15 protein-coding genes are annotated in these 15,893 nt (G+C 64.9%); 12 read left to right on the forward strand and 3 right to left on the reverse strand.

What is annotated here, in order from left to right; translation table 11 throughout:
- A partial coding sequence (locus BI49514_RS08020; RefSeq protein ID WP_145996179.1) for a transposase occupies nt 1-201 on the forward strand: 201 nt, incomplete at its 5' end.
- Between the two features lie 172 nt (nt 202-373).
- Here the strand turns inward: BI49514_RS08020 and BI49514_RS08025 are convergent.
- Complete coding sequence (locus BI49514_RS08025; RefSeq protein WP_101545900.1) at nt 374-1,045, reverse strand: metal-dependent transcriptional regulator; 672 nt, start codon at nt 1,043-1,045, stop codon at nt 374-376.
- Nucleotides 1,046-1,170: 125 nt separating this feature from the next.
- Here BI49514_RS08025 and BI49514_RS16310 point away from each other — a divergent pair, with 125 nt between their 5' ends.
- The 4 genes from BI49514_RS16310 to BI49514_RS08045 all read left to right on the forward strand — a co-directional run bounded on the left by BI49514_RS16310 (nt 1,171) and on the right by BI49514_RS08045 (nt 7,042).
- Nucleotides 1,171-1,716 carry a hypothetical protein gene (locus tag BI49514_RS16310; RefSeq protein ID WP_145996192.1) on the forward strand — a complete coding sequence of 182 codons (546 nt, stop codon included), beginning with the start codon at nt 1,171-1,173 and terminating at the stop codon, nt 1,714-1,716.
- Between the two features lie 175 nt (nt 1,717-1,891).
- A complete protein-coding gene (gene betT, locus BI49514_RS08035; RefSeq protein WP_101545904.1) occupies nt 1,892-4,150 on the forward strand; it encodes a choline BCCT transporter BetT in 2,259 nt (752 codons plus the stop codon).
- A gap of 183 nt (nt 4,151-4,333) precedes the next feature.
- Nucleotides 4,334-5,452, forward strand: coding sequence for a hypothetical protein (locus BI49514_RS08040; protein ID WP_145996193.1), 1,119 nt, complete (start codon nt 4,334-4,336; stop codon nt 5,450-5,452).
- Nucleotides 5,453-5,455: 3 nt separating this feature from the next.
- On the forward strand, nt 5,456-7,042 hold the full coding sequence (locus BI49514_RS08045) for a lipase maturation factor family protein (protein ID WP_101545908.1): 1,587 nt from the start codon (nt 5,456-5,458) through the stop codon (nt 7,040-7,042).
- 113 nt (nt 7,043-7,155) lie between these two features.
- On the opposite strand, the gene BI49514_RS08050 is transcribed toward BI49514_RS08045, so the two are convergent.
- The gene (locus tag BI49514_RS08050; protein ID WP_244195306.1) at nt 7,156-8,424 is read right to left on the reverse strand and encodes an Nramp family divalent metal transporter; all 1,269 of its coding nucleotides are present in this window, start codon (nt 8,422-8,424) and stop codon (nt 7,156-7,158) included.
- A gap of 85 nt (nt 8,425-8,509) precedes the next feature.
- On the opposite strand from BI49514_RS08050, the gene BI49514_RS08055 reads away from it, so the two are divergent.
- The 7 genes from BI49514_RS08055 to BI49514_RS08085 all read left to right on the forward strand — a co-directional run bounded on the left by BI49514_RS08055 (nt 8,510) and on the right by BI49514_RS08085 (nt 15,097).
- Nucleotides 8,510-9,163: a TetR/AcrR family transcriptional regulator gene (locus tag BI49514_RS08055; protein ID WP_101545912.1), complete on the forward strand. Its 654-nt coding sequence runs from the start codon at nt 8,510-8,512 to the stop codon at nt 9,161-9,163.
- Nucleotides 9,160-9,516, forward strand: a complete 357-nt coding sequence (locus BI49514_RS08060) for a DoxX family protein (RefSeq protein ID WP_101545914.1) — start codon at nt 9,160-9,162, stop codon at nt 9,514-9,516. Before BI49514_RS08055 ends, BI49514_RS08060 begins: the two co-directional genes overlap by 4 nt.
- Before the next feature lie 170 nt (nt 9,517-9,686).
- Nucleotides 9,687-10,502, forward strand: a complete 816-nt coding sequence (locus BI49514_RS08065) for a class I SAM-dependent methyltransferase (protein WP_101545916.1) — start codon at nt 9,687-9,689, stop codon at nt 10,500-10,502.
- Between the two features lie 88 nt (nt 10,503-10,590).
- Complete coding sequence (locus tag BI49514_RS08070) at nt 10,591-11,103, forward strand: hypothetical protein (RefSeq protein WP_101545918.1); 513 nt, start codon at nt 10,591-10,593, stop codon at nt 11,101-11,103.
- 164 nt (nt 11,104-11,267) lie between these two features.
- Entirely contained in the window at nt 11,268-12,449 is a 1,182-nt protein-coding gene (locus tag BI49514_RS08075) for a methyltransferase domain-containing protein (RefSeq protein ID WP_180954366.1), read from the forward strand.
- 258 nt (nt 12,450-12,707) lie between these two features.
- Complete coding sequence (locus BI49514_RS08080; protein ID WP_101546056.1) at nt 12,708-13,088, forward strand: VOC family protein; 381 nt, start codon at nt 12,708-12,710, stop codon at nt 13,086-13,088.
- A gap of 494 nt (nt 13,089-13,582) precedes the next feature.
- A complete protein-coding gene (locus tag BI49514_RS08085) occupies nt 13,583-15,097 on the forward strand; it encodes a BCCT family transporter (protein ID WP_244195305.1) in 1,515 nt (504 codons plus the stop codon).
- A 49-nt stretch (nt 15,098-15,146) separates the two neighbouring features.
- Here the strand turns inward: BI49514_RS08085 and BI49514_RS08090 are convergent, their stop codons facing one another.
- Nucleotides 15,147-15,890, reverse strand: a complete 744-nt coding sequence (locus BI49514_RS08090) for an IclR family transcriptional regulator (protein WP_101545920.1) — start codon at nt 15,888-15,890, stop codon at nt 15,147-15,149.
- Nucleotides 15,891-15,893: the final 3 nt, after the last annotated feature.

The following is a 15,893-nucleotide window of genomic DNA, read 5'->3' on the forward strand; positions in this document are numbered from 1 at the left end:
ACGTTGAAGCGTCGAGCTGCTGATGTGCTCGCGTTCTTCACCCGACCGGGAACGTCGAACGGTCCCACTGAAGCGATCAACGGCAGACTCGAGCATCTACGCGGGTCCGCGCTGGGATTCCGCAACCTCACGCATTACATCGCGAGGTGTCTGCTCGAGTCCGGTGGCTTCAGACCGGTTCTACACTCTCAATTACGATGAGCCCCGAAACTCTTTCCCATACAACAGATGTTATCAACGGCAACGATCGGGGAATCCTGCTTTGCCGCAATACTTCATCAACACGAGAATTCTTTGCTCGCAATGGCCAGACGGGCCCATTGATCTCTTCAGAGGAGCCCGACATTGCAGCCCTGGCCGAGATCCGACTCGGTCAACTCGCCGAGGAAGCCGCGTCCAGATACACGGCCGCGGCGAGCGCGGAAGCGATCGTCTCCGGCTCCCCTCCGATGTCCACGGTCACGGCTTCGTCGGTGCGGTCGACGACGTCGAGCGCGACATCGGGCAGCACCCCCGCCTCGGCGAGCTTCCCGAGAACAACAGGATCGGCATCGGAGACCCGCAGCACCTGATAACGACCGGGACTCGCCTCGGCGAGCAGGGTGGGCGTGTGGGAATCCACGCGCCCGTCCGGTCCCGGGATCGGATCGCCGTGCGGGTCAGAAGTCGGGTGGCCGAGGAACGCGTCGATGCGGTCGATGAGCCGATCCGAGGCCGCATGCTCGAGGATCTCGGCCTCGTCATGAACCTCGTCCCAACCGTAGCCGAGCGACTTCACGAGGAACGTCTCGATGAGCCGGTGCCTGCGCACCATCGACAGGGCGATCGCCTTGCCCTGCTCGGTGAGCACCGGTGGCTTATATGGGACGCGAGTGATGAGACCGAGTTCGTCGAGACGCTTGAGCACCTCGGTGACATTGGCTTTCGTCGTGCCGAATCGGTTCGCGAGTTCGGTGGCCGTCATCGGGTCGCCGCCCCATTCCTGAGCCGACCAGATGGCCTTGAGGTAGTCCTGACTGACCTCGGAGACTTCACCTGCACGCATGCCCCCAGTATCCCATGGACGCGTCACCGCGCGTCGACACTTCACCCGAAGTCGGGCACAGATGTTCCCAAACGATTACGACCGACCCACCCCATCGCCGAGGCGGCCCTGCCAGAATCACATTCATGACCTCCCATTCCCTCCCCTCCGACTCGGTTCACCCAACCGACGACGCCGACCGACTGCGGTCTGCTCGCCCCGCCCTCCCCGACGACCCCTCCCCCACATGCGTCTGGTCCCCGTTCCGTGCGCTCCGCCGGTGGGCGAAGTCCCGCAAGCCGGCGTCCCGACCAACAGCACGGCGAGGGGCGCCCACCTCGGACGACCAGCAGGCACGATCAGGGAGCATCAACGCGGCAGGCTTGTTCCGCCCCGGAGAGATCGAGTACGCGCGGCTGCGGAGCCTGCCGCCGTTCGATACCGATCTGCTCATCCTCACCGACCAGCGGATCATGCGAGTGCGCACCGATGCTGGGGGCGCCGTCGCCCAGCTCTCAGAGGCGGCTGCTCGGCAGGTCGGCGCCGTCCGAGCAGAGGATTTCCGCGAACGCGCAACCGTGACTGTGGAGCTGCATGTCGGATCGTCGATGCGGTTGGAGGAGACCACCCCTACCGAGGCACAACGTTCCGTCGACACCCTCACCGATGTGGCCGCCCGCCTCCGTGCCTGACCGCACCCATGACCGACCCCGACCTCGCCCGTTCCCCAGGCGTGACTGGGCGACCCAGCGGCTTAGTCCGCTTCCTGAAAAGAGGGGGTACTGTCTTTGTGAAAATCCTCCAACCGTAGAATGGATCGGGCCCATTTTCGGGCCCAGTCCACTTTTGTCTACCGGAGGTCAATGCGTGCAGGATCCGAACGAAGAGACGTTGAAGCGCCCAGTCGTCGAACGCGAACGATTCGGCGGAACCGACCGGGCCACGAGAATCAGCAGGGACGTCGATCCTGAGAAGCGCGCTCCGATCGACAGCACAGAGATGAGCAAGGGCCCGGAGGAGCTCTCCGACGAACGCGGCTCCCGGGTCAATTGGCGAGTCTTCATCGTCGCCTCCCTCATCATCCTCGCGTTCTCCGTGTGGGCGATGATGATGCCCGACTCGGCTCAGTCGACGATGAAGACTGTCGTGGACTGGATTGCAGAGAACCTCGGCTGGTTCTATGTCGTCACCGTCACCGTCGTCATCGGCTTCGTCCTCTGGGTGGCGCTGTCCAAGGAAGGCAGCGTCAGGCTCGGCCCCGACCACTCTCGTCCGCAGTACAACCTCTTCACCTGGGTCGCCATGCTCTTCGCCGCGGGCGTGGGCATCGACATGCTCTTCTACTCGGTGACCGGACCGATCACCCAGTACCTCGAACCGGTCAACGCCACAGCCGAATCGGCCGCCGCCGCACAGGACGCCGTGGTGTGGACGATGTTCCACTACGGCATCGCCGGCTGGTCGATGTACTCGCTGCTGGGCATGGCCATGGGCTACTTCGCCTACCGGTGGGGCATGCCCCTGTCGATCCGTGCGGTCCTCTACCCGCTGCTGGGCAAGCGCGTGCGCGGAGCCACCGGTGATGTCATCGACATCTTCGCCCTCGTCGGCACCGTCTTCGGTGTGGCCACCTCGATGGGCATCGGCGTCGTCCTGCTCAACGTCGGGTTCGCCACTCTCTTCGGTCTCGAAACCGGACTGGCCCTGCAGATCGCGCTCGTCATCGTGGCCGTCGTCATGACTGTGGCCGCCTGCACCTCCGGCGTGGACAAGGGCATACGCCTCGTCTCCGAGCTCAACCTCTGGTCGTGTGCGGCGATGATGCTCTACATCCTCATCACCGGCAAGACCGCCTTCCTGCTCAACGCCATGGTCGAGAACATCGGCCGCTTCGTCTTCACCCTGCCCGAACGGACGCTGTCGACGTTCGCCTATGTCGACGGCGGATCCGAATGGATGGGCGGCTGGACCCTGTTCTTCTGGGCCTTCTGGCTCGCCTGGGGCCCCTTCGTCGGGCTGTTCCTCGCCCGCATCTCCCGCGGCCGCACGCTGCGTGAGTTCGTCATCGCTGCGATCACTGCCCCCGTGATCTGCGACTTCATCATCGTCTCGATCTTCGGCAACTCGGCGCTGTCCGAGGTCTTCAACGGCAACGACGAGTTCGCGAAGACGGCCATCGCCTCTCCGGAACAGGGCTGGTACGACCTGCTCGAGATGTTCCCGGGAGCGACGTTCCTCATCGGCCTGGCCACTCTGTCCGGACTGCTCTTCTACCTCACGAGCGCGAACTCCGGCGCCATGGTGATGTCGAACTTCTCCTCCTCGATTCCGAATCCGGAAGAGGACGGCGCCAAGTGGCTGCGCATCTTCTGGGCCCTGGTCACGGCGGTGCTCACGATCGCCATGCTCGTCGCCGGCGGCGTGACGACGATGGAGTACGCGACGTTGATCTTCGCCCTGCCGGTGACGATCATCGCCTATCTAGTCATGGCCTCGTTCTCGAAGGTGCTGCGCATGGAGCGCGCCGAACGCGAGGGCCGGATCCGTCGTCGCCGCACCACCGCCGCCCACGGCGGACGCGCTCCGGAGAAGACGTGGCGGCAGCGACTGGCGACCCTGCGTTCCTATCCGTCGAAGAAGTCCGTCGACCGTTTCGTCACCGAGGTGGTCGGACCGTCCCTGGAGGCCGTGGCCAACGAGTTCCGCGAACTCGGTTACACCGTCGAACACCTCCAGACGCTCGACGAGGACAACGAGATCATGTCGAACACGCTCAATGTCGACATGGGCGACCAACGCGACTTCCACTACGAGGCTGCGGCCGTCGAAGCGAATGTGCCCTCGTTCGGCGCCCGCAACGCCCCACGAGGTGACGACAAGTACTTCCGCATCGAGGTCTTCACACAGACCGGTTCGGAAGGCTACGACCTCATGGGTCTGAGCGCTCAGCAGATCATCGACGACGTGCTCGACCGGTATGAGAACCATCTGTCGTTCCTCGCCTACTCGCACGAGCACTCGTTCCAGTCGGTCGTCACTCCGCCGACTCCGCCGACCACGGATTCGATTCCGGCGGTGCCCACGGAAGCCGACGATGTCGAGAACATCGAGGAACCGAAGCACTGAGTGAAACCCCTCGCCGAGGCGGCCGTGCCCACCCGTGCACAGCCGCCTCGGTGACGGGGTGAGCACAGCGATCGAGGGAGCGGTGACCGATATGGTCACCGCTCCTTCTGCATTCATTCGGACGCAACGGATCCGGAACATCTCAGCGCCTTGTGTACGCAGAGTTCCTGCGAGGATGGAGGCATGACTAGGGACAGACGCTCCAGGGGCAGTACTACTCTCGTGTTCGGGATCGGGTTCGTCGTCTTCGCCTCGATTGCCTTCTTCTTGGCCAATGCAGGGATCAATCCGCTCCGCAACCACGTGTTCAGAGGCATCAATCCGGACCGGGCGCCGAGCATCGGGATACTGGTCCTGTTCTTCTTCTCTGCCATCGCGGCCTTCGCCTTCTACGAGGACGAACCGCTCGCCGGCAGCAGCGCCGCCCGTGCGCAACACGCCGCCGATCCTTATGGAGTGAAGCGCAGACAGCCGCCCACTGCCTTCGTCCGGAACCCATGGCCGCGGGTGTTCGCCGTCGGACCGGTGTGGGCCGTCTGCGGAGTCATCGCCGCATTCATCTGGCACGCCTTCGCGAAGGACTCCGGAATTCCGGGCACCGTCTGGGGCGGCCTGACATCGTCCCCTCTGCCGGCCATCGCTCTGCTGTTCGGGCTGTGGGCCACCGTCAACTTCAGCCTCGTACTCGGCGCGGTCGCCGATGCCTTCCACCGCACCCTTTGGGCGATCTTCCTCGTCGTCTCGGTGCTCATCGTGATTCTGGCAATCACCATCGGCGTCGTGGCCTCGAACATTCTCACGATGTCGCCGGTCGCGGCTCTGGCAGTGACCGCTGTCTGCCTCCTCATCGCCACCTCGGCCCTCTTCCCGGCCCGCCTGTTCGCCGTCGCTCGAGCCCGCGTCACCAACCGGATCGATGCCGCCCACGAAACTCGACTGCAGTCGCTGCTGACAGCCCTCGCCCCGGGTGAGAACCTCATGCTCCACTTCGCCGACAGGGAGAACCCGACCGGGCAGATCCTCGCCGCCACGAACCAGCGGCTCCTCCTGGCCGCGCCCACCAGCACCGGAACCAGACCCACCCGACCGGGGCAGGTCCGTATCCTTGACCAGGCTCATCCAGGACAGCTGCGCGGCGCCAGCACCAAGTTCCGCCCGACCGGACACACCACCTCGGTGCACTTCCGGGACCGCCCGGACATGGAACTCATCGGCGGGGACCCGAGCGAGGCAGACAAGTTCGCCGAGGCACTGACCTCTCTGGCCACAACCGGCCGTCTTCCGCAGGAGGAGGATACTTAAGCCATGGACCTCAGCCAGGTGGTCGCCCTGCTCACCGCCGACGACTACACGATCTCCCGCGAGATCATCCAACGCGGTACCGCGCTGCTCTTCCTCATCGCCTTCGCCTCCGCATTCAACCAGTTCCCGGCTCTCCTCGGCGAACGGGGACTCACCCCTGCTCCGCGGTTTATCGCTCTGACCTCGGCCCGGCAGGCACCGAGTCTCTTCCGGTGGAAGAGGTTTGCGTATTCGGACCGACGGCTGCGCCTCGTCTGCGTGGTCGGAATGGTGCTGGCCGCCTCGGCGATCATCGGTCTGCCCCAAGCCGGCCCCGCATGGGTGCCGATTCCGGTGTTCTTAGGCATGTGGGCGCTGTATTTCTCGATCGTGTCGATCGGGCAGCGCTTCTACGGATTCGGTTGGGAATCGCTGCTGCTCGAAGCCGGGTTCCTCATCGGCTTCCTCGGCTCCCACGATGTGGCCCCGACTCTGCCGATGATCCTGCTGCTGCGCTGGTTCGTCATCCGCGTCGAATTCGGTGCCGGAATGATCAAGATGCGCGGGGACTCGTCCTGGCGCGACCTCACCGCGATGGACTACCACCACCAGACCCAGCCGATGCCGAACCCTGTCTCCCGCCGCGCCCACCTCATGCCGGGCTGGTGGCACAAGAGTGAGACCTTGGGCAGCCATATCGTCCAACTCGCCGCACCGTGGCTTCTGTTCCTGCCCCAGCCGATCCCGTCGTTCGCCGCTGTCGCCATCATCATCACCCAACTCGCGCTCGTCATCAGCGGCAACTATGCGTGGCTGAACTGGGCGACGATCCTGCTCGCCTGCTCCGGAATCGGCGACACATTCTTCCGCTGGATCGTCGGCGGCCCGTTCCCAGACTGGGGATGGAATTCCGTGAACGCGGCGATCGCGAATCACACCAGCACCGAGGCGGCCGACTTCGTCGCTGTCCCCGATCCGGTCGAGGCGCTGCCGGTCTGGTGGCTGATCGTCGTCCTCGTATTCGTCGCGTGGCAGGCCTGGCTGAACGTGCCGGCGCTGCGCAACCTCTTCTCACCGAATCAGCTGATGAACGCGAGCTTCAATCGGCTCGGGCTCGGCAACGCCTACGGCGCTTTCGGATCGATGACCGAGACCCGGAACGAGATCATCATCGAAGGGTGGATCGACGACGGAGACGCCCCTGGCACAAGAGCCGACGATCCCGGCCACGATGACGCCGACGCAGGCTGGCGCGAGTATCGGTTCAAGGGCAAACCCGGTGACGTTCTTCGTCGCGGGCCCGTCGTCGCGCCCTATCATCTGCGCCTCGATTGGCTCATGTGGTTCGCCGCGCTAGGCGACTACCGGCAGACGTGGTTCACCGAGCTGCTGCGCGCGATCGGCTCCGGTGATCCGCAGATCCGCCGCCTCATGGGCCCCGACCCCTTCGACGGTGCCGCACCCGAGCTCATCCGCGTCCGCGTCTTCACCTACCGCTATGCCACCCGCACCGAACGGCAGGCCGCCGCCGCTGCCGGAGAACCGAAGCCGTGGTGGGTGCGCTCGGACCCGCGCATCCTCGTCCGCCCGATCGACCTGCGTCAGGGCTGAGGCCGCCCGGGAACGCGTCACCGTCACCCCCGACTGAACCGACCGACGATGTCCGCTTCCCAGGGAATCACCGCAGGGATTCTTCCCCGACCGACGACCCGCCCCGGCGAAGGTCAGTCCACGCCGAGCCCGAGCAGGACGATGAGGACGACGTTGAGGGCGATGATGAGCGCCGAGGCGGCCACCGCCATGATCGTGATCCACCGGGTGTTTGCGAATTCGCCCATGACCTTCCGGCTGCTGGTAAGCCTGACCAGGGGAATCATCGCGAACGGGATGCCGAGGCTGAGCACGACCTGGCTGAGCACGAGCGCCCAGGTGGGGTCGACTCCGATGGCGAGGACGACGAGTGCCGGGATCATCGTGAACGCGCGCTGCCACACGATCGGAAAGTTCACGCGCAGCAGTCCCTGCATGATCGACGCACCCGCATAGGATCCGACGGCGCTCGAAGCCAGCCCCGAGGCGAGGAGTCCGATGCCGAAGAAGAGGCCGACGACCTCGCCGAGGTTGGCCGTGACGACCGCGTGCGCACCTTCGATGGTGTCGGTGCCGGTCTGGCCGCGCAGTGCCGCGGCAGCCAGCAGCAGCATCGCGATATTCACGGAACCGGCGACGACGAGGGAGAGGACGACGTCCCAGCGGCTGGCGCGCAGCAGCTGCCCAGTCGTAGCGGTCGCATTGTCGCGATGCCGGTCCACCGACAGCGCTGAGTGGAGGTAGATCGCATGGGGCATGACGGTGGCGCCGAGCATGCTCGCGGCCAGGACCACGGAGTTCGTGCCCTCGAGCCGAGGCACGATTCCACCTGCGGCTTGCCCCCAATTCACATCCCCGACGAACAGGCCTGCTAGAAAGCCGATGGCGATGATGACCAGGAATCCGATGATGACGAACTCGAAGGGGCGCTGGCCGCGGGTGGATTGGATCGAGAGCAGGAACAGCGAGACGACGCCGACGATGACTCCGCCGAGCAGCAGCGGTAAGTCGAAGAGGATCTTCAGGGCAATCGCGCCGCCGATGACCTCGGCGAGGTCGGTGGCGATGGCGACGACTTCGGCCTGCCCCCAGTACGCCAGGCGGGACTTCGTGCGCAGACGATCGCCGAGGAGGCTCGGCAGCGACTGCCCGGATACGAGCCCGAGCTTCGAGGACAGGTATTGGACGAGAACGGCGATGAGATTCGCGGCCACGAGCACCCACACGAGCAGGTACCCGTATTCGGCCCCGGCCGTGAGGTTGGCCGCGACATTGCCGGGATCGACATAGGCGATGGCAGCGACGAAGGCCGGGCCGAGGAGCACTGCCGTGGAGATCTTCTTCCGGCCGTGCTTCTTCCGCCCGCGCTCGCGGGTGCGCACCGATGAGGAATCGACGTTCATAAAGTTAAGGTACATTAACTTTCCCGTTGCGGGCAACACGACACCGGGTCTGGAAAGTGAACACGGAAGGGCTTAGGGTTCGAGCATGGTCAGTGAACACGTTCAATCGAGGTCGGGAAAGCGCCAGAAGACCGAGGATCGGATCATCGGTGCCGCCGCCGAACTGTTCCTCGAACATGGTTTCAAGGCCACGACCATTCGGGCAGTCGCGAAAACTGCCGAGGTGTCGGTGGGCAGAGTGATGTCGGTCGGTGATAAGGACGTCATCCTCGTCCGGTGCTTCGATAGGTGGATCGGGCAGCTGCAGAACGGGACGTACACGCCACCGGCGCGACGCACGAGCCTGTCGCGTCGGGAAACGAACGCCGGCGCAACAACGGGCCCGCCCCGACCATCCTCGGCGGTGCAGCGTCACCTGCTCGAACTCTTCCTGCCCTTCCTCGAATTCTTCGCCGAACACGAAGACCTGTCCCGCGACTATGCGGCGGCGATGATGCGAGTCAAGGGCGAGCCCAAGGTGTTCAACGCTCTCGCCGTGGACCTGCAGAGCCGCCTGAGCGAGGCACTGGTCTCGATCGGGATCAATGAGGACCACGCACGGGCCAGCGCCGCGGCGCTCTACGACTCCTACCTGGGCATCCTCTTCCGGTGGGCGGCGACGACGATGGGTCTCGACGACGCCGTCGAGGCGATGCTCGCGAGCATCGTCTTCCATACGAGAGTCAGGAGCTCGCTGTGACGCTCCTGCCCGAACCGGTCTGGCCGGTTATCGTCCTCGCGGTCATCGTCTTCGGCGACGGCCTGCTCACCTTCCGTCCCCCGCGGGCGATCGCCGCCTGCCTCGACGGGGTCGGCTTCCCGCGGGAGTGGTGGTGGGTACTCGCCGTCGTGAAGTTCCTCGCCGCGGCCGGACTGGTGACGGGGATCTGGATTCCCGGGCTCGGCGCAGCAGCCGCGGCGGGCCTCGTCGTCTACTTCCTCTGCGCCGCTGCCGCTCACCTGCGAGCGAGGTATGTCGGTCGGGATTTCTGGCTCAATTGTCTGGGAATGCTCGTCGTCTGCATCGCGGTGCTCGTGTTCTGCTTCCTCTGAATATCCCATGTCTCAGTCCGGAGAATTCTTCTCCCACATCCCGCACCTCGGTCCCGTTTTGGCCTAGAGTCGAAGTACGGCACCGGCGCCTCCTTCGGCGCTGAGCCGTCCGGCAGAATTGCTGAACTGCTCGGCGATGGTGCCGAGCCTCCCGGCAGAGGAGTGTGGACATGCCCGAATATGCCGACAGCAGTCGCACGCGCGACGAGACTCCCCACGAACGCCATGAGCGATGGGCCTGGATCCATGAGACGGCGTCGATGACAGGGTGGGATTTCTCCCCGCTGTCCGGTCGCCTCGTCGCCGATGATCCGCCATGGGACTTCGATCAGATCTGCCTCGATGCGATGGCCGAGTCGAGCAGGTGCCTTGACATGGGCACGGGAGGCGGCGAGCGCCTCAGCGAACTCATCGACCGCCTCGACAAGGCTCGGCCGCCCGGCGAACCGACACCCGTGATCGCCGCGACCGAAGGGTGGGAGCCGAACGTCCCCTTAGCCACTTCGATGCTGGAGGACTACGCCGTGGAGGTCACCCGCTACGACAGTGATCACCACCCGGAGATGCCCTGGGGCGGCGGCGCGTTCGACCTCGTGATGAACCGTCACGAAAGCTACGACCTCGCCGAGGTGGCCCGTGTCCTCTCCCCGGGCGGGCTGTTCCTCACCCAGCAGGTCGACGGCACGGAGGCGCAGGAGTTCCGCGACCTCTTCGGCGGCGTGGTGGGCGATCTGCACCAGCAGCTCGAGCCGTGCGTCAGCGACGCCGAGAGTCAGGGCCTGTCGATCGAGGCGGCTCGCAAATGGCAGGGCACGATGCGCTTCACCGACGTCGAGGCGGTCATCGAGTACCTCGCCTATATTCCGTGGGACGTTCCCGGGTTCGCCGTCAGGTCCAACCTCGATGTCCTCAGACGCCTGGCCGAATCGAGTGAGCCGATCACCGTCACCCAGAAGAGATTCCTCATCGTCGCCCACAAGCCCTGACTCGCGCTGCCTGCAGGGTGGTTTTCCCGACCCCACTCTTGGGATAGCAGGGTGGGGCGCCGCCTTTCTGCGTCGATAGCGTCGAAGCATGACTTCGACGGACTTCTCGTACCCCCAGCCCACCGACGATGAGCTCGCGGCACAGCAGCCCCGAGTCCCCGCCCCTCCCGTCCATCCCGTCTATGCCTCGCCGCGGCCCGACGATCTGGCTGATACGCACAACGGCGTCAACACTCGAATGGATGGCGCCGCCTCGGTGAAGTCGCCGGCGTTGGGCAAGGTGGCCGTGGCGCTCTCGATCGTCGCCATGGCCCTGAGCCTGGCCGCCTCGGTGATCCTGGGCGTGACCGTCGGGCCGTCCGAGGCCGCGTCCGGCTACTACTTCACGGACACACCGGGTTGGTATCAGACCCTGGCGACCGTTCTCGTCGGAGTCCAGGGCTTGTGCACCTGCTTAGGTCTCACAGGCATCATCCTCGGCATCACGGCCGCGGTCACCGGGCGGGGCCGAACACCCGGCATCATCGCCATCGCGATTGCAGCGATCGCCCCGTTCGTCTCATTCGGCACATTCGTCGCCCTCGCCTTCATCGCCGCCTGATCTCCCGGCTCCGCCGAAAAACGGGCTGAGCGGCGACGCACGGGTGTGCGCGTGCGTTTCTCGACGCTCACCCCGTTTTTCGGCGATCTGTCCGAATTCCTCTACGGTGCCAGACGATCCGGGTCAACGATATTCCGGAGCCGATCGCGGAATAGAATGAGGGGATGACGACCTTGCCGCTGACCCCCGCCTCGGCGGATCATGGGCGCCTGCACTGCGGGTATTTCGAGCGCGGGGAATGCCGTTCCTGCGCGCTCATCGAGACGCCTTATGGGCAGCAGATCACGGACAAGGAGTCCTGGTGCCGGGAGACCCTCGCCGAGGCAGCGCCCCGGATTTGGCTGCCGACCTTCGCGGGCGGGGCACGGGATTTCAGAAATCGGGCGAAGCTCGCCGTCGGCGGGCCGGCCAGGCACGTCACCTTGGGCATCCTCGATCAGGAGTTCCACGGGGTCGATCTGCGTGATTGTGGAATTCAGGCCCCGGCGATCCGTGCGGTGATTCCGGTGCTTGCGGACTTCCTCGATGGCACCGGGCTCGAGCCCTACGATGTCTCTGCTCGCCGTGGGGAGCTGAAGTTCGTCCATGTCACGGCGGCGCCGTCGGGTGAGCTGATGATCCGGTTCGTCGTCCGCACTCAGCACGGTCTCGATGTGCTGCGGTCGCGGAAGGAATCATTCTTTGAACTCGTCCCCGATGCGTCCGTGGTGTCGGTGAATCTGCTGCCCGAGCACAAGGCCGTGCTCGAAGGCAGCCGCGAGGAAATGCTCCGTGGGGAATCGCTGCGGATGAACCTTGATCGGGTCGATCTGCATCTGCGGCCGCAGAGTTTCTTCCAGACCAATACCGCTGTCGCCGTCGGTCTCTACAACCAAGTGTCCGAGTGGGTGGATGCGGTGGAAGCGTCGAACCTGTGGGATCTCTACTGCGGTGTCGGCGGGTTCGCGCTCTACTGTGCGGGCCCGTCCCGTCGGGGCACCGGAGTAGAGGTCAGTGAGCAGGCGATCGAGTCCGCGAAGGTCAGCGCGGCCGAGCTCGGCATCGACGCCCGCTTCCTCGTCGGCGATGCCACGGAGTTCGCTGAGGAGAACTTGGCGGCATCAACCGGCGTCGAACGACCGGACTGCGTGATCGTCAACCCGCCTCGGCGAGGGATCGGTGCACGTCTGTCGGCAGCCCTGGAGAATTCCGGCGTCGAGCACATCGTCTATTCGAGCTGCAATCCCGTCTCTCTGGCGAAGGATCTCGCGCGGATGCCCGCATATGAGGTGGCTCAGGCACGGATCTTCGACATGTTCCCGCACACGAAGCATCTCGAGGTCGCGGTCCTGCTCCAGAGGCGGTGAGCACGCCTGCTCGTCGCTGGATTCTGCAAAAACGGTATCGCTTCGAGCCCGCAGGTTGTCGGCTCGTTGCCGATGACCGGACAGGCATATAGCCGCTCACGGATCGGTAACCCGGTCGACGGTTGAGCCGCAGAGGTCACGAGCGTTCTGCTCGCGGTCCTCCTCATGATGAAGTCATTTCTCAATTCTCAGTTCACCATGCCCGAAAACATCTCGGGCTATCAGCGAACCACCCTCCATCCGAAAAGGGACTTCATCATGTCAGCAACCTTCAACCACACCATCGTCGCCGCAGCCGATCCAGCCGCCTCGGCGCAGTTCTATGTCGATATTCTCGAAGCCGAGCACACCCAGTCCTGGGGACCGTTCGCCAACATCATGCTCTCCGGCAGGGTCATGCTCCAGTTCGCCTCGCCCCCTCCTGGATACGACATCCGGCCCGTGCACATTGCCTTCCTCTGCTCCGACGACCACTTCGATCGAGCTCTTGACCTGCTGAAACGGCGCGGGTTCGGCTTCTGGGCGGACCCACAGCGCACTCGCCCGCAGGAGACGAACACCGAGCACGGGGGCCGCGGGGTCTACTTCCTCGACCCGTCGGGAATGTATCTCGAACTCATCACCCGCCCCTACCTCTGAGCAGCTGCTGCCCCTCGCCGACCGATCGAGCCAGCGTCCACCGCTCGCCGCATAACTCGGCACAGCGACGACAACTCGAGCTGTCAGCGGGACCCACCAGCGTCAGTGCTCCACCGCGAGAAGACTCACACTCTGCCGTTTCTGCGCTCATACATGTGGCGATTCGGCGGCGAGCGCATAGACTCGTCAGTCGCACGGCCCCACGAACGACCCAGTTCGCGGGGCCTGTTGTGTAATCTGCCCGATCCCACCCGCTGAACCGACGATTGCTCATGCCCGCCACCGAGGCGGCTGCGAGTCCGGAGACCACGATGACGATGCTGAACTCACCCACCCCCGAACCCGCAAGCAGCATTGCAGGCGGTTCCGAACGCTCAACCGCGTCCGCTTCCTCGAGCGGGTCAGACGACCCTCCTCCTGCCGGCGGGGCCGGATCCGCACTTGATACGGCCGACTCCCCTACGGCACCCGATGCAGCCCCACACTCCAACCGAGTGGGGAAAGTCTTCGTATGCTCGGTCGCCGTCGTCATCGCCTTCATGGTGTGGGCGACGATCGCACCCGATGCGCTCTCTGACCTCATGACACGGGCGATGACGACGGTGTCCACCGGGTTCGGCTGGATCTACCTCGTCGTTCCGTTCGCCGCGATCGCGATGCTCGTGTGGTTCGCCGCCAGTCGATTCGGTCGCCTCCGCCTCGGCTCGCAGGACTCGCGTCCCGAATACCGCACGATCACCTGGCTCGCGATGATCCTCGCAGCTGTGATGGGAATCGGCCTGGTCAGCTACGGAGTGGCCGAACCGATGTCGCACTTCATGACCCCGCCCCACGGACTGGCCGAGCCGGAGACCATGGACGCGGCGATTCGCGCGATGCAGTTCTCCTACCTCGACTGGGGCTTCCAAGCCTGGGCGATCTTCGGCGTCTTCGGACTGGCGATTGGCTACTCCACCCACCGAAAGGGCCGACCGGCACTCGTATCCACGATGCTGCGCCCCGTCCTCGGCCGCTTCGTCGACGGCTGGGTCGGCAACGTCATCGACATCCTCACCATCATCGCCACACTCTTCGGGACGACGACGTCCCTGGGGCTCGGCGCCTCGCAGATCGGAGAGGGACTCAACACCGTCCTCGGCGTCGATTCCACCATCGTCATGCAGATCATCGTCATCACCGTGCTCACCCTCCTCTTCACCGGTTCGGCACTGACCGGAGTGAGCCGAGGCATCAAGTACATCTCGCAGATCACGCTGACCATGGCGACTCTGCTGGGGCTGTTCGTCTTCATCACCGGACCCAGCGGCTTTGTCTCCAACCTGTTCGTCCGGTCCGTCGGAGCCTTCGCCGGAGACTTCATCGAACTCAGCTTCATGACACCAACGAATGCCGAAGACAGCGAATGGATGCTCGGCTGGACCTACTTCATGATGGCGTGGTGGCTGTCCTGGAGCGCCTTCGTCGGCATCTTCCTGGCCAAGATCTCGAAGGGCCGGACCATCCGGGAGTTCGTCGCCGGCGTCCTGCTCGTGCCCAGTGCCGTGTTCTTCGTCTGGTTCACCGTCATGGGCGGTTCGGCGATCAAGTTCGACATGGACGGCGCCCGAATCGGTGACGCCACTCAGGACAACCTCGACACCGCGTTCTTCGGCCTCCTCGATCAGCTGCCGCTGTCCATGCTCGCCTCGGTCTTCACGATCATCATGGTCACCCTGTTCTTCGTCTCCTCCGCAGACTCGAACACCTTCGTGCTCAGCTCGCTGTCCTCACACGGGTCCTTCGCTCCCCGGCGTCCCGTGATCGCGACCTGGGGGTTCCTCACCGGAGGCTGCGCGGTGGTCCTGCTCCTCGTCGGTGGACTGCAGGCCCTGCAGCAGGCGGCGATGCTCTCGGCGGTGCCGTTCACCGTCATCGTGGTCGTCCTCGGCATCGCGCTGATCAAGGAGCTGCGCAGCGATCACCAGATCGTCGAGGAGGTCGCGCGCGAGCGACGAGTCCTCGGGCTCTGACGCTCGGCCCGACCGCGCCGAAAAGTCGGCGCAAGCGGACCGGACACATTCACCGCAGCTTGGCGGTCACCTCGGCGGCGGCGGCCTTGACCTGGTCGACGATCGGATCGGTGTCCTCGGGCAGGGTCTCGGTGACGAATGAGAGGCCGATGGCTGCGATCGGGCGACCCAGCACGTCGAACACCGGTGCCGCGAGCGTCGAGATGCCGGGGGTGACTTCGCCGTGTTCGATGGCGCAACCGGTCCGACGCTCCTGGGCGAGCACTGCATTGAGCGCCTTCACGGAGGTCGGTCCTTTGCCCGTACGGGTGACGAACTCGGTCTCGGACTGCAGCATCGCGAGCACTTCGGATTTCGGCAGCTGAGCAAGAATCGCCCGCCCCGTCGCCGTGAGATAACTGGGCATGCGCACCCCGGTGGCCGTGATGACGGCGACGGACTTCAGCGCCTGTTCTTTGAGCACATATTCCGTCTCCCAGCCGCGGATCACGGCGAGCTGCGCAGTCGTGGCAGTCTCCTCGGCGAGCTGGCGCACGATCGGCTGCGCCAGCCGCTGCAGAGGGTTCGTCCGCAGGTAGGACGCCCCGAGCTCATGCACACCGGCTCCGAGCACATACCCGGACTCCGTGCGCGCAACGAGCCCGAGCTCCTCCAGAACGCCGAGGATGTCGTAGGCACTCGACCGGGGAATCTCGAGCGACCGGACCAGGGCACCGGCCGAGATCGACCGATTCGACGAAGCCATATGCCGCAGTATCGCGATCGCCCGCCGCAGCGCAGGAACCTCAGCCACGGC

The sequence above is a fragment of the Brevibacterium iodinum ATCC 49514 genome (genome assembly GCF_900169265.1).
GTDB lineage: Bacteria > Actinomycetota > Actinomycetes > Actinomycetales > Brevibacteriaceae > Brevibacterium > Brevibacterium iodinum.